The sequence below is a fragment of the Flavobacterium foetidum genome, from assembly GCF_004634245.1.
Taxonomy (GTDB): Bacteria; Bacteroidota; Bacteroidia; order Flavobacteriales; family Flavobacteriaceae; genus Flavobacterium; species Flavobacterium foetidum.
In genome coordinates this window covers 60,882-80,638 of the sequence record NZ_SJTF01000013.1, presented here as the reverse complement: position 1 = coordinate 80,638, position 19,757 = coordinate 60,882, and the positions used below count along the sequence as shown (strand labels likewise).

Here is a 19,757-nt window from a genome sequence, read left to right as displayed (position 1 = left end):
TATAACCCGATGTAATTGGGTTATAATTGTTTATTTTCGCACTTTTTCTTATTAAAATTTAAGTGTCAAAATCTGCTATTCTCTTTTTTTTATTCTGTTTTTCTAACATTTTTGCTCAGTCAGATGTGAGGATAACAGGGACTATAACATCTTCTGATAACCAAAAGCTTGCTGGGGCAAATGTCTCTTTAGAGATTAATAAAAAACAGTTTTATGCAGTTGCTGATAGCTTAGGAAGCTTCTCGGAGATTATTTCTTCAGGAAATTTGATCATCAGAATTAATCATTTAGATTTTACTCCAAAAACAATTTACTGCAAGGTTATAAAAGACACTGTAATTTCCGTTGTTTTGGAAAAAGATGCTGCACAGTTAAAGGAAGTAATTGTCAAAAATGACAAGAAAAGTGGCGTCAAGACATTATCTGCTGGAAAGCTTTCTCTTAATCTAAAAGAATTAAGCGCAGTACCAACAGTTTTAGGAACTACAGATGTCATCAAATTACTGCAATTGATGCCAGGAGTTCAGAATTCAGGAGATGCAAATGGGTATTTGTATGTTCGCGGAGGCGATCCTGGACATAATGCAATTTTGTATAATGAGGCGCCTATTTATGGAATGTCTCATTTGTTAGGAATCTTCCCTTTTTACAATACAGATCATATTAAAGATGTTGAATTTGATAAATCAAGTTCAAATCCAAAATACGGAGGACGTTTAAGTTCTACTACACTTTTAAATACAAATAAAAAAGTACCATCCGAGCTTTCTATGCAGGGTAATGCAGGTATTTTGGCTTCACAGTTAACTTTGTCGGTTCCGCTTACAGATAAAACAGGATTTTATATTTCAGGAAGAAAAACATATATTGATGAAGTTATGGGGCCACTATTAAAATCAGGTTCAAACAACGACGTCCAAAATATGAAATATGGGTTTTCTGATGCCAATTTTACTTTTTTGTCTCAGATTTCTAAGAAAAATTTATTTTCATTAAATGCCTTTGTAAGCGGAGATGAACTTAAAATAAAAGACGAAAATCTAGCACTAAAAACCAATTTAAAATGGAGCAATTTTACTGTTTCGCCATCTTTAAATACTATCTTTTCTCCTAAAGTAAGTATGTCTAATTCTTTTTACTTTAGTCAATATTCAAATGAATTGAATATGGAGCAGGCAACAATTGAATTTGGAGTTTCTTCTTATGTGAAAGATTTTGGTTTTACCAATGCTGTGAAATTTGCGATCGGAAATGTTCCTTTTGAGTCAGGACTGCAATACGTTTATCATGATCTGCAGCCTCAAAAAGTGAATGTGGAAAATTTTACCACGACAGATAATTACTCTCAAAGAACAATTATTGCAAATGAAGTTGCGTTTTTTGTGAGTGCAAATCCTAAATTACTAGAAAAAGTTACGGCTGATTTAGGGCTCAGAATGAATTATTATGCTTCGGGATTAGATTCTTATTTGCATTTTCAGCCTCGCATGGTTTTGAATTATTTTGCAAATGAGAATTATTCGTTTTATGCTTCTTATAATAGACAATATCAGTATTTAAGTTTAATCACGACTTCAAGCGTTGGTATTCCGACTGATTTTTGGATTGCCAGTTCTGATGGAATAAAACCGCAATCTTCTAATGAATTTTCTATAGGTTCAAACCAAAACATTACTAGGAATTTTTCATCTTCTTTTGGAGGATTTTATCGTTCGATGAAAAACCTGCTGGAATATCCTTATGGAATAACACAGTTTAATGAAATCACAACGCTTAAAAATGATTTATATATTGGAAAAGGAAAAGCTTATGGATTTGAAGTGATGCTGAAAAAAAACAGCGGAAAATTTAGCGGCTGGCTGAGTTATACTTTAAGCTGGTCCGATCGAAATTTTGATGAACTCAACAACGGGAAAACATATTTCGCAAAATATGACAGAAGACATAATCTCTCGGTTGTTGGAATGTACGATTTAAATGCAAAATGGAATTTTGGCATAACTCAAATATTTGGTTCAGGAAATCGATTCACAATGCCGACTTCCTGGTATTTTGTAAATAATAATCCGGTGAAAGAATATGCAGGCTATAATAATGCACAAATGCCAAATTATATTAGAACTGATATTTCTGCAAATTACTATTTCGTGAAAACTTCAAAGAAAGAAAGTGCTTTAAATTTTTCGATCTACAATACATTCAATATCTCAAATCCTATTTATGTGGTTTTAGATGTAGAAGTAAATGAAAACAAAGATAAAGTTGTGGTAAAACAAGAAGAGAAAGTATTATACAGGATTCTTCCTTCTGTAAGTTGGCGATTTAAATTTTAAGAAAAATGAAAAAGTATCTATTGTTTCTTTTCGGTTTAACGATAATGAGCTGTTCTAATGATAATTTTAGTGAGCAAAAAAAAAATGAGTCTAAAATAGTGGTTGAAGGCTGGATTGAAGAAGGTGATTTTGCAAATGTTTTATTGTCGAGCAGTATTCCGGTGACAGATGTTATCGATTCTACTAATGTTTTAAATCACGTCATCAGATCGGCAAAAATTACGGTTTCAGATGGTGAGAATTTTGAGGTTTTGAGAGTGAAAAATGATAAAAACAGAATTCCGCCTTTTGTGTATTTTGGTTCAACACTAAAGGGAGAGGCAGGAAAGCAATATTCTATTAAAATTGAATATCTCGACCGTGTTATCGAAGCGGTAACTTTGATTCCGAAATCGGTGCCTTTAAAGAGTGCCGAATATGTAAAGAAGAATGCAACCGATACAACGGGTTATGTTTTTGTAAAATTCGATGATCCTGTAAATGAAAAAAACTATTATCAGATCGCTACAAAGATTGATGGAGAAGAACCGATTTTTGTTCCTTCTTTTTATGGGAATTTGGACGATAAAAATTTTGAAAGTTCAGCAGTTTCAGTTCAAATAAATAAAGGAATTATATTGTTTCCCAAAACAAAATTCACGCCTTATTTTGCCGATGGAGATTTGATTCATGTAAAATTGAGGACTCAAACTAAAGAGGCATTAGATTTCTGGAACAGCTGGCAGAACGAAATTGTAAACAGCAAAAATCCGATTTATCCATCCAATACCAGTTTAAAATCCAATATAAAAGGAGGGATTGGCATTTGGGCAGGATATGGACAAAGTACAATAATTGTTAGAACGCCTCCAAAAAAGTAAAGCCGATTTGATATTTTTCAAATCGGCTTTAAGCTATCGTTTAAAAGGTGTTATTTCTTTTCGAAAGCAGCAATAAAATCTTCAAATTTAGCTTCAAATTTCTCAAATCCTTCAGAGAAATAAACACTCATTTCTACTTCAGTATTGTCGTTGAATTTCAAGTAATAAGCTTCATAAAGATATGGCTGTGTAAAAGTTTCGCCATTAGGATTCCAAAAGCTCCAATAGCTAGATTGAGCATTCCAAACTGGTAAATTAAATGTATATTCACCATCTTTTTCTGAATGTTGAACAATGTCAGCGATTTTAGTTCCATCTTTTTTAGAAACTAAAATTAATTTCATGTTTTTGTTAAAGTTAGCCGCGTTTCCTTCTGAGATTTTTTTCTCGTATGCGTTTAGCGCAGTGTAATATGCTTTATAATCGCTTTTTGGGTTGCTAGAATCTAGGTAAGCTGGGCGAGTATTGTTTTTGTATAAAGCTTCTTTGTCGGCAGCTTCAGTAGCTAAATCCATGTCAGCAACAATAACAAAGTTTTCCATTAATTTAAATAAACCATTTGCTTTTCCTCTGTATTGAACAAGCTCATCATTGTCTATTAATTTATCAATTTCAGCATTGCTTCCAGCGCTAAAATCAATTAGAGTTTTTCCGTTGTAAGTAAGAGATGCTTTTGCTGTATTTGTAGTAGCTTTTACACTGCTCATTTCCCAAGTGTAACCGTCATTTAATACAATTTTGATTGCAGATTCAGTTGGAATTTCTTTTCCGTTAGCATATTTTGCAGTTAATCCTAATGTTGCAGCTTGTGCATTATCAATTGTTAATACTGCATCAGATGAAGTTGGAAGGAAAATAGAGTCGTAGATACGAACATATCCGTTAGCACTGTCAACCCATCCATCAAATTTGTTCACTTTGATATCAGAAGAAACTCCTTTTGCAGATAAAACTGCATTGTTTGTTGTTTGAGATTTTTTAGCAGGAAAAACAAACTTTAATTCTGTAGTAGAAGCAGTTTTTACCCAAACTTGATTTGTATTATTCCATGTGTACACACCATAAACACCAGAGATGTTCAAGATGTCTTCCACTTTATTATCATTTTTCCCAGCGAAAATATCTATTTGATTTACATCTAACAATCTTGATAAATTTTCTAATGCCTCAATAGCGCTTGAACTTTTTGTTTTGTCTAATTGCGTAAGCATGTCGTTAGCTTCAGCTTCCAATTTTGTTTTTTGCTGTGCAGGAGTAAGACTTGAGTAAGGCTTTTTAAGTAATTCAGCGATTTGTTCTTCAACTGTTTGTTCTGTTTCAGGTTTGTCATTGCTGTCATCACTAGAGCATGAAATCATAAATTGCGAAGCAACCAATGATAACAAAATGAATTTTTTAATCATGATTTTTGTTAATTTAAATGAATTAGTTGGTTAAATTTTACGGGGCGCAAGATAGTTTTTTTATCTTTTTCAACTTTACGGGAAGCCGTAAAACTGTAATTTTTTTTCTATTAATATTGATTCTTAACAGGAGGTTTCAAAAGGTATTCTGTAACAGATTAATAGATAAGTTTTTTACATTTGTAGAAGAATTAAAAAAGAAAATAAATGTTATACTCAAAAATAGAAGGCGAAGGAAAACCATTTATCATCATGCACGGATTTCTTGGAATGTCTGATAACTGGAAAACTTTGGCCGGTCAATACGTAGAAGCAGGATTTCAGGTTCATATTCTCGATTTAAGAAACCACGGACGCAGTTTTCATTCAGATGAATGGAGCTACGAAGCTATGGCTCAGGATGTTTATGAATATTGCCAAGCAAATCAACTTGCTAATATTGATATTTTAGGACATTCGATGGGCGGAAAAGTAGCAATGCTTTTCGCAGTAACACATCCCGAAATGGTAGATAAATTGATTGTGGCCGATATCGGACCTAAATTTTATAAGCAGCATCACCAAGATATTCTGGCGGGATTGAATGCCGTAGATTTTTCGGTCAAACCTAGTCGTAACGATGTGGAAGAAATTGTCTCTCAATATGTTTCTGATTTTGGAACACGTCAATTTCTTCTCAAAAATTTGTATTGGAAAGAGCCGGGACAACTAGCTTTTAGATTTAATCTCGAAGTTTTTAATAACAATCTTGATGCAATCGGAAAACCTTTGGCTGAAGGTTTAGTTTTTGATAAGCCAACCTTGTTTATTCGCGGCGGAAATTCGGCTTATGTTTTAGATTCAGATATAGATCAGATTTTGGAGCATTTTCCAGATTTAAAAGTCGAAACGATTCCAAATGCAGGACATTGGCTTCATGCCGAAAACCCGAAGATGTTTTTTGAAATGACAACTTCCTTTTTGAAAGGATAAAACCTGATTGAATCCGATTAATTAATGAGCGATTATAGTATAACAATAGTCCCAAGAAAATCAATTTATGAAAACAATGAAGCTAAGGCTCGAGAGATTTTAAATTGGCTGATTTCAGAAGATATTGTAAAACCAGTGCTTTCAGATTGTATAATGTCACAATACAACGGTTATGCCGTTTCAGAAGGCGCTAAGAAAGTGGTGGTTTTTCCAGAAGCGCTTCCTTTTTATCTAACAGTAAACGGACTTGAGATTATGACCAATAGGGAAGTGTTTCATACGGGCGAAACTGGAATGCAGACTTGTATTTGTCCGAACTGCGGTAATGACTTAGCTCAGGAAGAATGGATGTTTATAGAATATTGGTTTTGTCACGAAACCGATTTGTCGCCTTGTCCATTCTGCGATGTTTCGATAGATATTCATAAATTGGAAATTCAGCCTCCGTGGGGTTTCAGTAATTTAGGTTTTAAGTTTTGGAACTGGCCCGATTTTAAGCCTGATTTTATTGATGAGTTTCAGAATGCTTTAAATTGTGAGATAGTTGTTGTAAACCAGCATATTTAAAATAATAGTATTTCACTCGCTAAAATTTTAGTACTTTTATTGAAAATTTAAATTTAGAAAAATATGAAAATACTACTTAGACTTTTGGTAACGGCTGCTTTGGTTTTGTTGTTGTCTATTCTTCTGACGGGAGTTCATGTCGCAAGTTTTGGCACAGCTGTAATTGTGGCAGTAGTCTTAGGCTTGCTGAATCTTTTTATAAAACCAATTCTAGTGGTTCTGACATTGCCAGTTACCGTAATCACTCTAGGCTTATTTTTGTTGGTAATAAACGCTATAATGATTATTTTCTGTACGAAAATCGTCGGAGGTTTTGCGGTCGATTCGTTTCTGACGGCCTTAATATTCAGTGTAATCTTGTCTATACTGCAGTCTATTACTTATAAAATATTAGGAGACGATAAAAAATAAAAATGAGAAGTGTTCTAAAACGCTTCAAAGACAATAGATTAAAAACTTGGCTGGGTTGCAAAAATTTTATAATTTTGCGACCCAATTTTATTATGTAAATTAAAGAAGAAGATGGATATCAAAAGAGTAGCAATAGACGCTGTAAACGAGACAATTGTAATGAACGTAGTTCATATGGATTATAAAGGTCAAGTGGCAAAAAGAATCAACGAAAAAATGCCTTTGGCGCAAGTAAAAGGATTTAGAAAAGGACAAGTGCCTAAAGATCTTGTTGAAAAACAATACGGAAAAGCTATTAAGCAAGAAGAGATTAAAAAAGTAGTTGATTTGGCTTTGGAGCGTTATATTCAGTCTGAAAGATTAAATCTTTTAGGAACTCCACTTCCAAAAGTAAACGAAAACTTTGACTGGGATGCAGAAGAGCTAACTTTCGAATACGAAATTGGTTTGGTGCCAAACTTCGAAATTGATTTAGAAGCAAAAAATGATATCGTAAAATACATCGTTACTGCCGATGATAAATTAATCGACGGTCAAGTAAAACGTATCCAAAAACAATTCGGAAAAGCAGTTCCTCAAGAAGTTTCTGATGCAGATTCTGACTTAACAGGAACTTTTTCAAGTGAGGCAAACGGAATCAACAATACCACTACAATTGCAGTTGGCGCATTCAGCAAAAAAGCACAAAAGCAATTTGTAGGCAAAAAAGTTGGTGATGTGGTTACAGTTAGCACAAAAGGCTTGTTTGATGACGATCACCAATTAATGGATTATCTAAAAGTAGGTCACGAAGGAGTTCATGGTTTAGATGTTGAAGTAAACTTTACAATCGAAGCTATCAATGGTTCTGAGCTTGCTGAGCTAAATCAAGAATTATTCGACAAACTTTTTGGAGAAGGAAAAGTAGCTTCTCTTGAAGATTTGAAAGCTAAAATTAAAGAAGATGCTGAAGCGCAATTCGCACAGCAAGCGGATCAAAAATTATTGTTAGACGTTCAAGACTTCTTGATCGAAAACACAAAATTCGATTTGCCGGCTGAATTCCTTAAAAAATGGTTGCAAACTGTAGGGGAGAAAAAATTAACTGCAGAAGAAGCTGAAGTAGAATATGCAAGATCAGAAAAAGGATTGCGTTTCCAGCTAATTGAAGGTAAAGCAATGGCTCAAAGCAATATCCAAATTACATTTGAAGATTTGAAAGAGTTTACTGCAAACGCGATCAGACAGCAAATGGCTCAATTTGGACAAACAAATCCAACTGACGAAGAAGTTCAAGGAATCGTTGCAAGAGTGCTATCGAATCAAGACGAAGTAAAAAGACTTTCTGAGCAGGTTGTAGCTGCGAAATTGCTTGATATCTTCAAAGAAAAAGCAAATCCAACAACAAAAGAAGTTACTTACGAAGAATTTATTGCCGCTTCTTACGGAGAATAATTTCTGAAAAATAATTATATTTGAACGTCAATGGAGTTTTTTTCTGTTGACGTTCTTTTTTTTGTTTCAATTTTTGTGGAAAAAACTTAGAAGCTACTTGCCTCAGAAACTTTGAAACTCAAAAGAAGACATATTGACATTCTTTGCAAAAAGGTATGACCTTTGCAGAGGATAAGAAGTAAACACCAAGTAAACGTAAAACTTAGAACAAATTACATATGAACTACGGTAAAGAATTCAAAAAATTTGCTACAAAGCATCAAGGAGTAAACGCAATGTATTACGATAAAATCATTGCAGCAATGACTCCGACTAATTTAACTCCAAACATTATCGAAGAGCGTCAGCTGAATGTTTCTATTCTTGACGTATTCTCAAGATTGATGATGGACAGAATCATCTTCCTTGGAACTGGAATTGACGACCAAATTGCCAACGTTGTTCAGGCACAGTTGTTATTCTTAGAAAGTGCAGATGCATCAAAAGATATTCAAATCTACTTAAACTCTCCAGGAGGAAGCGTTTATGCAGGATTAGGAATTTACGATACAATGCAGTACATCAAACCAGACGTAGCAACAATCTGTACAGGAATGGCGGCTTCTATGGGAGCAGTTTTATTATGTGCAGGCGCAGCAGGAAAACGTTCTGCTTTGCCTCATTCAAGAGTTATGATCCACCAGCCTTCAGGAGGAGCACAGGGAGTTGCAACAGATATGGAAATCAACTTACGTGAAATGTTGAAACTGAAAGACGAATTGTATCACATCATTTCACAACATTCAGGACAGCCATTCGAAAGAGTTCACAAAGACAGCGAACGCGATTATTGGATGAAAGCTGATGAAGCAAAAGAATACGGAATGATTGATGAAGTTTTAAGAAGAGGTTAAATTTAAGCTTCTAAGTTACTACGAAACTCAATTAGTAAGTTTCTTTATGTAACTGGAAATTAAAAAAAAATAAAAAAAAGTTAAGATGCGAGATACTAAGTCTTTAAGTTTTTGAGTTTTAAACTTTAAAACCTTAGAAACTTAGTATCTTTGCAGCTTAGAAACTTAAATAAAGAATGGCAAAAGTAGTATTAGAATGTTCGTTTTGTGGAAGAAAGAAGCCAGAAACTAATTTATTGATTGCCGGAATCAATGCACATATTTGTGATAAGTGTATTGAGCAGGCACACGGAATTGTACTAGAAGAATTAAAATCAAGCGGAAGCGCAAAACTTGTTGGGGACTTAATTTTAAAGAAACCAAAAGAAATCAGATCTTTCTTGGATCAATATGTTATTGGTCAAGATCAAACAAAAAAAGTAATGTCGGTTGCGGTTTACAATCACTATAAACGTTTAATGCAACAGCAATTAGATGATGAAGTTGAGATTGAAAAAAGCAACATTATCATGGTTGGGCAAACCGGAACGGGAAAAACCCTCGTTGCGAAAACAATCGCGAAAATGCTAGATGTTCCTTTGGCAATTGTTGATGCAACAGTTTTAACAGAAGCGGGTTACGTAGGAGAAGATGTTGAGAGCATCTTAACCCGTCTTTTGCAAGCGGCAGATTATGATGTAACCAAAGCTGAAAGAGGAATCGTATTTATTGATGAAATTGATAAAATTGCACGTAAAAGCGACAACCCGTCAATTACACGTGACGTATCTGGCGAAGGCGTACAGCAGGCATTATTAAAATTACTGGAAGGAACAGTGGTAAACGTACCGCCAAAAGGTGGCCGTAAACACCCAGACCAGAAATTTGTTGAGGTAAATACTCAAAACATCCTATTTATTGCAGGAGGAGCTTTTGATGGTGTAGAGCGTATCATTTCTAAACGTCTAAACCGTCAGGCAGTTGGATATTCTACTTCTAAGAATACAGATAATATCGACAAAGACAATTTATTGCAATATATCATTCCGAAGGATATTAAAGATTTTGGTTTAATTCCAGAAATCATTGGACGTTTGCCAGTTTTAACACATATGGATCCATTGGATAAAGAAACGCTTCGTGCCATTTTAACACAGCCTAAAAATGCTTTGGTAAAACAATACCAAAAATTATTTTTAATGGATGATGTTGAATTCAGCATTACCGACGAGGCATTAGATTTTATTGTAGACAAAGCTTTAGAATACAAACTAGGCGCACGCGGATTGCGTTCGTTATGCGAAGCAATCCTAACAGACGCTATGTATGAACTTCCAAGCTCCAGCGATACAACTCTTGTAATCGATAAAGAATATGCAGAGCATACTTTAAGCAAAAATTTATTGAAGCGTATGGAAATCGCTTCTTAAAACCTTATTCCACTTTGTCAATGTTTTGACAAAGTTTACTTTTAAAAACCTGTTCATTAGTTTGAGCAGGTTTTTTTGTGAACAAAAAAAGCCATAATTAATTTTCTTATATTCGTTAAAAAATTGATTATGAGAAAAGTAAAATTACTGTTGCTGTTTTTAATTCTGTTGGCTGCGACTAAGATTTTCAGCCAAAACAAAACTTCTGTGATTAATGATTTTGTAAAAGCTGTTTTTATTGAAGATAAGTCGGCGCAATTCATCGCAGATCATTATATCTATTTTCAGTCAATTAAAAACACTAAGGTTTCTCATACGGAACGAATGAAATTCTTTGAAACGCTTTTCTTAGATTTCAAAAATGAAAACAGCGAATCATTAAAAAAATCTGATTTTCAAATTGTGAGTTATCCTGATTTTAAAGGTGAGAAGATAAAATTTTTGCACGAACCTGCAGATGCGTATGTCATTGCCCAAAACAATAAAGCTATTTTTTATGTTTGTTTAAAAGAAAACAAAATATTTTCCTTTACCTATATAACTAAGGGTGAATGGGCGTTTTTTCTAACGTATTAATATTTCCTTGAGTTGTAACTATTTTGTGATTTCAGTGTTTTGAGCGATATTCTTATTTTTGTAGTAACTGGTTTTAAATGTATTAGTTATGGATAAGAATGTAGAGGATATCGAGGTAAGCAACATGCTTTGGCAACTCATTAATATAATTGGTTTTATAATTATTGTATTTCTTTTGTATTTACTGATTAAATTCTTGAGAAAAAAGTTTAAGAAATAAGATTAATAGCTGTATTTTGTGCATCTGAATTTAATTTTCCTATGTCATAATATGAAAGTAGTCACTTATTTATTTGTGTTAATGAGTTTTTGGTCTTGCAAAAAGACAGAAGAAAGGTCTTCAGTTTTAAAAAACGAAAACATCTCGAATACTATTGCAACAATAAATAAGGGAGAAAACAATGACAACTACTACAATTTGTTTTTTAAAGAAGCCCGAGAATACACCGAAAAAAAGAACTACAATCAAGATGTGTTTTTTCTGATTGATTTAGGAAAACATTCAGGGCTAAAAAGGTTTTTTGTTTACGATTTCAAGAAAAGCAAAATTGTAAAATCGTATATAGTGAGTCACGGTTGTGGCGATTCTGCTTGGGGCGGTACTGCAACTAAGGAAAATCCAAAAATCAGTAATGAACCCGATTCGCATTGTTCTTCTCTTGGTAAATATCTGATTTCGACTCGAGGCGTCAGCCAATGGGGAATAAAAGTCAATTATCTGCTTTTGGGTAAAGACAAAACAAATTCAAATGCTCTTAACCGCGCTATTGTATTGCATTCTTGGAATGCGATTCCGAATGAAGAGGTTTTTCCAGAAGGAACTCCTGAAGGCTGGGGCTGTCCAGCGGTTTCTAACGAAAGCATGAGAGAAATAGACGAACTTCTCAAAACAAACAAAAAAGTCTTACTGTGGATTATTAGGTCCTGATTTTGGGTTCTTTTGAAAATGAAACTTTCTAGCTAGCCCTGATCGAAACGGCATCCTTTTGTTGTGGTGTTCACAACAAAAGATATAGTGGAGAGCAGGATCAAAGGTTCTTTTGAAAACGAATCCAGCTGCTCCTGAAAATTACTGTACTCTAAATTTCTCTCGATATTCAATTGGTTTCATACCGACCATCTTATAAAATACTTTTCGGAAAGCTTTTGGGTCGGTGTAACCCGTTTTTTCGATGATTTCTGAAATAGAAAGCTGGGTTTGTTCCAAATATCTCTTTGAACTTTCAACTCTTATATTCTGTAGATATTCAATGGGCGGAATTCCGGTTACTTGCTTAAAACGACGTGTCATGTTTCTGGAGCTGGTCGGAATGTCTTTTGTAATTTCTTCCAACTTTTCGATGCTGTGATACTGGCTTTCTATTTTTTGCTGCAATTGCGCAACCAAGGCATCATTATGTAGATGATTTGGTCTGAAAGTACTGAAATAACTCTGTTTGTACCGATTTAGGTCGATTGAGAATATTTTGGCAATCTGAACAGCAATTTCGTTTCCGCAGAATTTCTGTACCAAAAGAATTAGTAAATGAAATGTAGAAGTCGACCCGCCGCTGGTGTACAAACTTCCGTCTGCTGTAAGCGTTTCTTCAGGTTTTAGTTTTACCATCGGAAAAGCTTTTGTAAACGCACTACACGCATCTACGTGCGTCGTGGCGAGTTTTTCGTTTAATAATCCCGATGCGGCAAACAAAAACGCTCCTGTGCAAAAACTTGCCAGCTCTGCTCCGGCTTTGTGCTGTTTTTGCAGCCACGGAATAAATTTGCGGTTTTTGGCAATCATTTCGTTCATATTATCCGTCGTAAAAGCTGGAATTAAGATGAGGTCTAAAACCATAGAATTCTCTATAGGATTGATTTTATGTCCAAAAAAATCTTTTTCATCGATTTGCTCTGCCGATTGAAAAAGCATGATGTCAAAAGGTTTATGTGATTCTCTGCTCAGTTTGTTTGCGGTTTCAAAAACTTCTAAAATTGCTGCAATACTCAGCAATTTATAATCGTGCGGAACTATTAAGCCTACCTTTCTACTCATGATTTTTTGTTTTTTTGAAAATTAACTTCTTTACAAAAATAATTAATTTGTCTTAAATGACCCTAAAAATGACTTTTATTGACATTTTAAACTAATCTTAAAAAATTAAATTTGTTTTAATTAATTCGTAATTTTATAAAGATGAAAACAAAAATCTTCTTAAATCTTGCTGTGAAAGATTTAGATAAGGCAGTGTCTTTTTATAACAAACTTGGTTTTTCGACCGATCCTAAGTTCACAAACGAAAAAGGCGCTTGTCTGGTTATTGACGAAAATATATTCGTGATGCTTTTGGTAGAAGAGTTTTATCAAACCTTTACCAAAAAGCAAATTTGTGATGCTACTAAAAGTAGTGAAGCTCTTATGGCTATCTCTGTAGACAGTCGAGAGCAAGTAGATGAAATGCTGGAAAAGGCTATTAAAGCTGGAGGAACAGATTATGATCAGGCAAATGATTATGGATGGATGTACCAAAAGACTTTTCTGGATATAGACGGACATCACTGGGAAGTATTTTTTATGGATGAAAGCCAGATTCCCGAAATGTAATAATGATTGTGGCAGAAATATTGATCAATGTCCCGAAAGAAAAAGCTTGGGAATTCTGGAATCCGTTGGGCGAGATAGAACAAAATAGCTTCATTCAAGAATTAAAATCTAGTTTGTTTTGCTAAAAATCTGCGAGAAATCCTTTTACTAATAAATTTTTCTCGCAGATTCAAACAGATTAAAGCAGATTTAGACAGATTTATATCTAAGCTGATTTAATAGAATTAAAAAAATAATTTCACCCAAAGGGGTAACTTATAGCACTTATATGGTTTAAAAAAAGAAGAAAAATAATTATCTAACCCAACAAAAAACAAAAAACGATGACAAAGCAAATATGGTTGAATCTTCCTGTAAAGGATGTCGCAAAAGCGAAAGATTTTTTTTGGAAAATAGGATTTTCATTTAACGAACAGCATGATACTCCAAGTTCTACCTGCATGGTTGTAGGCGAAAGCAATTTTGTGGTAATGCTTTTTGAAGAAATGTTGTTTTCTAGTTTTTCTCAGAACGAACTTACCGATACAAAATCGAGTTCAGAAATCCTGATCTCGATTGATGCCGAAAGCAGGGAAGAAGTAGACGAATTGGCGCAAAAAGTTGCCGATGCAGGAGGAAACGTTTTTGCACCTCCTGCCGAGAGCCAAGGCTGGATGTATGGCTGCGGTTTTGCCGATTTAGACGGTCATCGATGGAATGTTTTGTACATGGATTTTAACAAATTACCAAATTGATATGGAAACACTTAAATTTAATATCAGCATCAAGGCATCAAGAGAAAAAATCTGGGATGTCTTATGGAACGATGAAACGTACCGAAAATGGACTAGCGCTTTCTGCGAAGGAAGTTACGCTAAATCGAATTGGAACCAAGGCGATAAGATTTATTTTTTAGGACCTACCGGAGAAGGAATGAATAGTATTATTGACACCAAAATTCCGAACGAATACATGGCTTTTAAGCATATGGGCGAAATTAAAGATCTAAAAGAAGTACCGCCAAATGAAGAAACTCAGAAATGGGTTGGCGCAATGGAAACTTATCGTCTGACTCAAAATGGCGACAAAGTAGAACTAGAAGTGGCTGTCGATGTAATCGAAAAGCATATTGATTATTTTAAAGAAGCTTTTCCGAAAGGATTAGAAGTAATAAAAGAACTCTCAGAAAATTAATTTTTTGAAAATAACGACAAACAAAAAACTATTAACAACAAATAAAAACAATCATGGCATCAATCAATCCCTATTTATTATTTAACGGAACTTGTGAAGAAGCATTTTTATTTTATAAATCTGTTTTTGGAGGAGAATTTCCTTATATAGGAAAATTTAAAGACGCGCCAGCAGAAGAAGGAGACGCACCGCTTTCTGAGGAAGACGCAAACAGAGTGATGCATGTTTGCCTGCCAATTGGAAGTACAAACTTAATGGGTAGCGACAGCCATCCGAAATATGGTGATGTAAGTTTTGGAAATAACTTTTCAGTTTCTATTAATACAGAAAGTACAGAAGAAGCAGATCGTATTTTTAACGGACTTTCTGCTGGAGGAAAAATAGAAATGCCAATGAATAAAACTTTCTGGGGTGCTTATTTTGGAATGTTCGAAGATAAATTCGGTATAAACTGGATGGTTAATTTTGACGAAAATGAACCAAATAAATAATCAAAAAGTTATGTTATTTTAATAGTCGAACATAATTGTTAAATTACTCGAAAAAGCACATGAAAATGTGCTTTTTCTTTTCAAAAAAACAAGGATTATTCTTTTTTATCAACAAGAGATTGCCGATTTTTGTCGCTTTAAAATCAAGAAGATAAAATGGCAGCAGAAGATAAAGAAATAATCTTATTAAAAGTTTCTGGACACGATAAAATAGGGGTTACGGCAGGGTTAACAGCAGTATTGGCGGCGTATGATGCTAATATTTTAGACATTGGCCAAGCCGATATCCACGATACGCTTTCATTAGGAATCTTGTTCGAAATTGCCGCTGGATCTTCATCTGCACCGGTTCTAAAAGATCTTTTGTTTAAAGCTTATGAATTAGAAATCAAAGTAAAATTTATTCCGATTTCTATAGAAGATTACGAAACATGGGTTAAATCGCAATCAAAACAACGCTATATCATCAATATTTTGGGAGAAAAACTCGCGGCATCTCAATTAGCGGCTGTTACCAAAATAATGTCGGACCAGAATCTAAATATTGATTCTATTGTTAGATTGACCGGACGTACTTCTATAGTCGAAAAAGAAGAATATCCGCGCTCTTGTATTCAATTATCGGTAACAGGAGAAATAGTAAATAAAATCATCATGACGGCTAGTTTTATGGAAATTTCCAGAACGCTTAATGTAGATATTTCTTTCCAAGAAGATAATATTTATAGAAGAAACCGCCGTTTGGTGTGCTTCGATATGGATTCGACCTTAATTCAAACCGAGGTTATTGATGAACTTGCAGAACTAAACGGAGTAGGCGACCAGGTTCGCGCCATCACAGAGTCGGCTATGAATGGTGAAATCGACTTCAACGAAAGTTTCAAAAAGCGTATGGCTTTGCTTGAAGGTTTGAGCGAAGAAGTATTGCAGGATGTGGCTAGAAGACTTCCAATTACGCAAGGTGCACATCGTTTAATGAAAGCACTAAAATATTACGGTTATAAAACTGCAATCCTTTCGGGAGGATTTACCTATTTTGGAGAATACCTTCAAAAAGAATTAGGAATCGATTACGTTCACGCCAATCAATTAGAGATTAAAGACGGAAAACTAACCGGTAAATACATTGGCGATATCGTAGACGGTCAGAAAAAAGCTGAACATCTCAAAGCAATTGCCGAAAAAGAGGGAATTCACATCAACCAAACTATAGCTGTCGGTGACGGAGCAAACGATTTGCCAATGCTAAACTTGGCGGGTCTCGGAATTGCTTTTCACGCCAAACCAAAAGTAAAAGAAAGCGCATCAACTTCAATCTCAAGTTTAGGCCTTGACGGTGTTTTATATCTTTTAGGATACCATGACCGATATATTGATATGATGTAATACAATTGTCACTCTGAGCGAAACCCAAATGTCAGCTTGACAACGTTTTTGTCATTTCGACGTAAGGAGAAATCACACTCGATAATCGACAAAGATTGACGATTCACTTTGTGGAGTTTCTAGTGTGATTTCTCCTTACGTCGAAATGACAGATACTTAACTCAAAAAAGAAAACCTCAGTCTTTTTAATAAGAGTTGAGGTTTTGTATTTGGGCATGTCCCGCCAAAAGAAGGCGGAGCAGGCTATCCAGTTACACACGAGCAATAGCGAACTGATGTTTTACTAAGTTTAGGATTGCTGTCCTCTAGACTCCAATTCCTTTTTAATTTCCTTCAAAGTATTCATATTCAAAATAAAAATAGGAAGCAACGCAATCGGAATAATATTTGACGCGCTAAAGCCTTTATTAGCAACAAGAAAAATATTAAGAACAAACAAAACAAACAGTATGACGCCAAATAAATAAGTAACTGTTTTTAATGTTTTATGCGTTTTGATTAGTTCTTCACTAGTCATTTCGTTAAACTTCTTTTTCATTTTGTATGATTTGGTAAAATTTTTATTTTGTTTTAACACATCTCTTTCAGTTGCTCCAAATAATCTCTTTGGTTCGAAAGTCTCGGTATCTTATTCTGACCACCCAGTTTATTTCGTTCTTTTAGCCAGTCGTAGAAAAGATTTTCTCTGGCTACGTTAATTACCAGCGGATTTAAGGTCATATTGTTGTAGCGTTTGGCCTCGTAATCAGAATTTAGAGTCTGCAGTGTTTCATCCAAAACTTTTTGGAACAGACCAACATCGGCAGGTTTCTTCTTGAATTCTATCATCCATTCATGAGCGCCTTTTTCTTTGTCTTGCATAAAAATAGGAGCAACCGTATAATCAATGACCTCTGTTTGCGTAATCTGACAAGCTTTTGCAATCGCCTGATCGGTGTTTTCCACCATTAATTCTTCCCCAAAAACATTAATGTGATGTTTGGTTCTTCCGGTAACTCTTATGCGATACGGATTTAGAGAGGTAAAACGGATTGTGTCCCCAATCAAATAACGCCATAATCCTGAATTTGTCGTAATTACAATAGCGTAATTCTTATCCAATTCAACATCAGCAAGACGAACTACTTTTTGGTTTGGAGTGCCAAAAGTTTCCATTGGGATAAATTCATAGAAAATTCCGTAATCGAGCATCAATAGTAAATCGCTAGAATTGTTAAGGTCCTGAATGGCAAAAAAGCCTTCAGAAGCATTGTAAATTTCATAATATTTGAAATCGTTGCTCGGAAGGATTTTTTTGTACTGATCTCTATAAGGCGAAAAACTTACACCTCCGTGAAAGTAAACTTCAAGATTCGGCCAAAGTTCTAGTAAGCTCTGTTTTCCGGTATTTTCTAAAACCTTATTCATTAATACCAGCATCCACGAGGGAACTCCTGCAAAACTGGTTACATTTTCATTTTTAGTTTCATTGATAATCGCTGCAATTTTGCTCTCCCATTCGCTCATTAATGAGGTCTTGCTGCTAGGAGTACTGCTAAATTCGGCCCAAATTGGCATGTTCTCAATTAAAATTGCCGACAAATCACCAAAGAAAGTATTGTTGTTTTCATAAATCTGAGAACTTCCGCCTAATCGAAGACTTTTTCCAAGGAACAGTTCAGAATCTTCATTATTATTCAAATACAAACAAAGTAGGTCTTTGCTGCCCTTATAATGGCAATCTTCAAGTGCCTCATTGCTCACCGGAATAAATTTGCTTTTGGCGTTTGTAGTACCGCTTGATTTTGCAAACCATTTTATTGGTGTTTCCCAAAAGACGCCCTGTTCGCCCTGACGGGTTCTTTCGATTAAGGGCTGTAATTCTTCGTAAGTGGCAATAGGAACTCTTTCTGCAAAAGTCTGGTAAGAGTTTATGGTAGAAAACTCATATTGTCTGCCAATAGCCGTGTTCTCTGAAGCTGTCAATAAGTTGTGCAGTAATTCTTCCTGAACTTCATTCGGATATTTTAGAAAAAGTTCTATCTGGTGTATCCTTTGTTTAAGAACCCATGAGGCAAACGAATTTATTATCGATAAAGGCATGGAATATAGCTGGATTTTAAATTATTATTTAGAGATTTTATGCCTTAACATAAAATCCGGATATTTTAAATTTGAATATAAATAGACAAATAGTAACTTTGCCGTTGTATCAAAAATAATGTTTTTTGTAAAAAAAAACACCCTGTTTAAACGAAAAGATTTAACATAATTTCAACTTTTAATTTCTAAAATTCGAAACTGAAAAGCGTTGTTTAAACCTTAAATTTATAATCTAAAATCTAATTTACAAAATGACATATCAAGGTGTTCTTGCCAAAATGCAGACCGAGTTTGGAGACCCGATTCAATATTATCTGGTTTTTGAAGATAGTTTTCTTAACATAAACCAGTTGTTGAACAAAGAAATTGAAATCAATTTTACAGGCTACCAATGCCTCAACTGCGGTAAGAAGAAAAAAATATTCAGACAAGGTTTTTGTTATGACTGTTTTTACTCAAGCCCTGCCGTGGGCGATTGGATCATGAGACCCGAATTGAGTACAGCTCATTTAGGAATTGCCGATCGTGATTTAGATTATGAAACCAAGGCGCAATTACAACCTCATGTGGTTTATCTTGCAGTGGCAACAGAAGTAAAAGTAGGAGTAACCCGAAAAAGCCAGGTTCCAACGCGCTGGATAGATCAGGGGGCTACGCAGGCAATCGCACTGGTAGAGGTTCCAAACCGATACTTGGCCGGAATTACCGAGGTCGCCTTGAAAAATCACTATACAGACAAAACCAATTGGCGAAAAATGCTTTCGTGTAATGGAGAATCATGCGATTTAATTGTGGAGAAGTCAAAGATTGAAAGCCTGCTTCCTGCTGAGGTTAAAGAATATTTTTTTAGTGAAAAGAATGATGTTTATGACCTGAAGTATCCAGTTCTTAATTATCCAGCTAAGGTAGCCAGTCTGAATCTAGACAAAACACCTTCTTTTCAGGGAAAACTAATTGGAATTAAGGGGCAATATCTAATTTTCGAAAACGGAACCGTTTTTAATATACGCGGATCCGAAGGATACACCGTAACCATCAATGTCTAGTTAAACCTGCCTTTCGTCTATTTTTAGCTGGAGTACGTCTATTGTTATAAAATTTATATCAGAATCATTGTATTTTAACATCCTCTAAAAGTGAATGATGTGAATTTTGATAAATAATTTTACAATTTTGTAATGTTTGC

Annotated in this window: 20 protein-coding genes; 16 read left to right on the top strand and 4 right to left on the bottom strand. The window is 34.7% G+C overall.

Features of this window, described 5'->3' with window-relative positions; genetic code table 11:
* The first annotated feature begins 62 nt into the window (after positions 1-62).
* Both E0W73_RS16400 and E0W73_RS16395 read left to right on the top strand, forming a co-directional pair.
* A complete protein-coding gene (locus E0W73_RS16400) occupies positions 63-2,333 on the top strand; it encodes a TonB-dependent receptor (RefSeq protein ID WP_135223127.1) in 2,271 nt (756 codons plus the stop codon).
* A gap of 5 nt (positions 2,334-2,338) precedes the next feature.
* Positions 2,339-3,193: a DUF4249 domain-containing protein gene (locus E0W73_RS16395; RefSeq protein WP_135223126.1), complete on the top strand. Its 855-nt coding sequence runs from the start codon at positions 2,339-2,341 to the stop codon at positions 3,191-3,193.
* A 50-nt stretch (positions 3,194-3,243) separates the two neighbouring features.
* Here the strand turns inward: E0W73_RS16395 and E0W73_RS16390 are convergent, their stop codons facing one another.
* Complete coding sequence (locus tag E0W73_RS16390) at positions 3,244-4,596, bottom strand: hypothetical protein (protein ID WP_135223125.1); 1,353 nt, start codon at positions 4,594-4,596, stop codon at positions 3,244-3,246.
* A gap of 207 nt (positions 4,597-4,803) precedes the next feature.
* Between E0W73_RS16390 and E0W73_RS16385 the strand changes: the two genes are divergently transcribed.
* The 8 genes from E0W73_RS16385 (at position 4,804) to E0W73_RS16350 (ending at position 11,786) form a co-directional block, all read left to right on the top strand.
* Positions 4,804-5,568 (top strand): alpha/beta fold hydrolase, encoded by a 765-nt coding sequence (locus E0W73_RS16385; RefSeq protein WP_135223124.1) that lies wholly within the window; start codon positions 4,804-4,806, stop codon positions 5,566-5,568.
* Positions 5,569-5,592: 24 nt separating this feature from the next.
* Positions 5,593-6,135, top strand: coding sequence for a sugar ABC transporter ATPase (locus E0W73_RS16380; RefSeq protein ID WP_135223123.1), 543 nt, complete (start codon positions 5,593-5,595; stop codon positions 6,133-6,135).
* 63 nt (positions 6,136-6,198) lie between these two features.
* Positions 6,199-6,546: a phage holin family protein gene (locus E0W73_RS16375; RefSeq protein ID WP_135223122.1), complete on the top strand. Its 348-nt coding sequence runs from the start codon at positions 6,199-6,201 to the stop codon at positions 6,544-6,546.
* A 111-nt stretch (positions 6,547-6,657) separates the two neighbouring features.
* Positions 6,658-7,980: a trigger factor gene (locus E0W73_RS16370; RefSeq protein ID WP_135223121.1), complete on the top strand. Its 1,323-nt coding sequence runs from the start codon at positions 6,658-6,660 to the stop codon at positions 7,978-7,980.
* Positions 7,981-8,198: 218 nt separating this feature from the next.
* Positions 8,199-8,873: an ATP-dependent Clp endopeptidase proteolytic subunit ClpP gene (clpP, locus tag E0W73_RS16365; RefSeq protein WP_135223120.1), complete on the top strand. Its 675-nt coding sequence runs from the start codon at positions 8,199-8,201 to the stop codon at positions 8,871-8,873.
* Positions 8,874-9,049: 176 nt separating this feature from the next.
* The gene (clpX, locus tag E0W73_RS16360; RefSeq protein WP_135223119.1) at positions 9,050-10,282 is read left to right on the top strand and encodes an ATP-dependent Clp protease ATP-binding subunit ClpX; all 1,233 of its coding nucleotides are present in this window, start codon (positions 9,050-9,052) and stop codon (positions 10,280-10,282) included.
* A 129-nt stretch (positions 10,283-10,411) separates the two neighbouring features.
* Entirely contained in the window at positions 10,412-10,858 is a 447-nt protein-coding gene (locus E0W73_RS16355; RefSeq protein ID WP_135223118.1) for a hypothetical protein, read from the top strand.
* Between the two features lie 271 nt (positions 10,859-11,129).
* Positions 11,130-11,786, top strand: coding sequence for a murein L,D-transpeptidase catalytic domain-containing protein (locus tag E0W73_RS16350; RefSeq protein ID WP_135223117.1), 657 nt, complete (start codon positions 11,130-11,132; stop codon positions 11,784-11,786).
* A gap of 141 nt (positions 11,787-11,927) precedes the next feature.
* Here E0W73_RS16350 and E0W73_RS16345 read toward each other — a convergent pair whose 3' ends face one another.
* A complete protein-coding gene (locus E0W73_RS16345; RefSeq protein ID WP_135223116.1) occupies positions 11,928-12,890 on the bottom strand; it encodes a GlxA family transcriptional regulator in 963 nt (320 codons plus the stop codon).
* A gap of 141 nt (positions 12,891-13,031) precedes the next feature.
* On the opposite strand from E0W73_RS16345, the gene E0W73_RS16340 reads away from it, so the two are divergent.
* The 5 genes from E0W73_RS16340 to serB all read left to right on the top strand — a co-directional run bounded on the left by E0W73_RS16340 (position 13,032) and on the right by serB (position 16,489).
* A complete protein-coding gene (locus E0W73_RS16340; RefSeq protein WP_135223115.1) occupies positions 13,032-13,439 on the top strand; it encodes a VOC family protein in 408 nt (135 codons plus the stop codon).
* Between the two features lie 323 nt (positions 13,440-13,762).
* Positions 13,763-14,173, top strand: a complete 411-nt coding sequence (locus E0W73_RS16335) for a VOC family protein (protein WP_135223114.1) — start codon at positions 13,763-13,765, stop codon at positions 14,171-14,173.
* A 1-nt stretch (position 14,174) separates the two neighbouring features.
* Positions 14,175-14,612 (top strand): SRPBCC family protein, encoded by a 438-nt coding sequence (locus E0W73_RS16330; protein ID WP_135223113.1) that lies wholly within the window; start codon positions 14,175-14,177, stop codon positions 14,610-14,612.
* 53 nt (positions 14,613-14,665) lie between these two features.
* Entirely contained in the window at positions 14,666-15,103 is a 438-nt protein-coding gene (locus tag E0W73_RS16325) for a VOC family protein (protein ID WP_135223112.1), read from the top strand.
* Between the two features lie 156 nt (positions 15,104-15,259).
* The gene (serB, locus tag E0W73_RS16320; protein WP_135223111.1) at positions 15,260-16,489 is read left to right on the top strand and encodes a phosphoserine phosphatase SerB; all 1,230 of its coding nucleotides are present in this window, start codon (positions 15,260-15,262) and stop codon (positions 16,487-16,489) included.
* Positions 16,490-16,778: 289 nt separating this feature from the next.
* Here the strand turns inward: serB and E0W73_RS16315 are convergent, their stop codons facing one another.
* Positions 16,779-17,027 (bottom strand): redox-active disulfide protein 2, encoded by a 249-nt coding sequence (locus tag E0W73_RS16315; RefSeq protein ID WP_135223110.1) that lies wholly within the window; start codon positions 17,025-17,027, stop codon positions 16,779-16,781.
* Positions 17,028-17,059: 32 nt separating this feature from the next.
* The gene (locus E0W73_RS16310) at positions 17,060-18,571 is read right to left on the bottom strand and encodes a GH3 auxin-responsive promoter family protein (protein WP_135223109.1); all 1,512 of its coding nucleotides are present in this window, start codon (positions 18,569-18,571) and stop codon (positions 17,060-17,062) included.
* 251 nt (positions 18,572-18,822) lie between these two features.
* On the opposite strand from E0W73_RS16310, the gene E0W73_RS16305 reads away from it, so the two are divergent.
* A complete protein-coding gene (locus tag E0W73_RS16305) occupies positions 18,823-19,617 on the top strand; it encodes a DUF2797 domain-containing protein (protein ID WP_135223108.1) in 795 nt (264 codons plus the stop codon).
* Positions 19,618-19,757: the final 140 nt, after the last annotated feature.

What these genes read in the sequence shown, in the direction of transcription:
- clpX (WP_135223119.1), top strand. Translation starts at nt 9,050, where the DNA reads ATGGCAAAAGTAGTATTAGAATGTTCGTTTTGTGGAAGAAAGAAGCCA.
- E0W73_RS16375 (WP_135223122.1), top strand. Translation starts at nt 6,199, where the DNA reads ATGAAAATACTACTTAGACTTTTGGTAACGGCTGCTTTGGTTTTGTTG.
- E0W73_RS16390 (WP_135223125.1), bottom strand. Translation starts at nt 4,596, where the DNA reads ATGATTAAAAAATTCATTTTGTTATCATTGGTTGCTTCGCAATTTATG.
- serB (WP_135223111.1), top strand. Translation starts at nt 15,260, where the DNA reads ATGGCAGCAGAAGATAAAGAAATAATCTTATTAAAAGTTTCTGGACAC.
- E0W73_RS16330 (WP_135223113.1), top strand. Translation starts at nt 14,175, where the DNA reads ATGGAAACACTTAAATTTAATATCAGCATCAAGGCATCAAGAGAAAAA.
- E0W73_RS16310 (WP_135223109.1), bottom strand. Translation starts at nt 18,571, where the DNA reads ATGCCTTTATCGATAATAAATTCGTTTGCCTCATGGGTTCTTAAACAA.
- E0W73_RS16385 (WP_135223124.1), top strand. Translation starts at nt 4,804, where the DNA reads ATGTTATACTCAAAAATAGAAGGCGAAGGAAAACCATTTATCATCATG.
- E0W73_RS16370 (WP_135223121.1), top strand. Translation starts at nt 6,658, where the DNA reads ATGGATATCAAAAGAGTAGCAATAGACGCTGTAAACGAGACAATTGTA.
- E0W73_RS16355 (WP_135223118.1), top strand. Translation starts at nt 10,412, where the DNA reads ATGAGAAAAGTAAAATTACTGTTGCTGTTTTTAATTCTGTTGGCTGCG.
- E0W73_RS16345 (WP_135223116.1), bottom strand. Translation starts at nt 12,890, where the DNA reads ATGAGTAGAAAGGTAGGCTTAATAGTTCCGCACGATTATAAATTGCTG.
- E0W73_RS16325 (WP_135223112.1), top strand. Translation starts at nt 14,666, where the DNA reads ATGGCATCAATCAATCCCTATTTATTATTTAACGGAACTTGTGAAGAA.
- clpP (WP_135223120.1), top strand. Translation starts at nt 8,199, where the DNA reads ATGAACTACGGTAAAGAATTCAAAAAATTTGCTACAAAGCATCAAGGA.
- E0W73_RS16340 (WP_135223115.1), top strand. Translation starts at nt 13,032, where the DNA reads ATGAAAACAAAAATCTTCTTAAATCTTGCTGTGAAAGATTTAGATAAG.
- E0W73_RS16335 (WP_135223114.1), top strand. Translation starts at nt 13,763, where the DNA reads ATGACAAAGCAAATATGGTTGAATCTTCCTGTAAAGGATGTCGCAAAA.
- E0W73_RS16395 (WP_135223126.1), top strand. Translation starts at nt 2,339, where the DNA reads ATGAAAAAGTATCTATTGTTTCTTTTCGGTTTAACGATAATGAGCTGT.
- E0W73_RS16350 (WP_135223117.1), top strand. Translation starts at nt 11,130, where the DNA reads ATGAAAGTAGTCACTTATTTATTTGTGTTAATGAGTTTTTGGTCTTGC.
- E0W73_RS16380 (WP_135223123.1), top strand. Translation starts at nt 5,593, where the DNA reads ATGAGCGATTATAGTATAACAATAGTCCCAAGAAAATCAATTTATGAA.
- E0W73_RS16315 (WP_135223110.1), bottom strand. Translation starts at nt 17,027, where the DNA reads ATGAAAAAGAAGTTTAACGAAATGACTAGTGAAGAACTAATCAAAACG.
- E0W73_RS16305 (WP_135223108.1), top strand. Translation starts at nt 18,823, where the DNA reads ATGACATATCAAGGTGTTCTTGCCAAAATGCAGACCGAGTTTGGAGAC.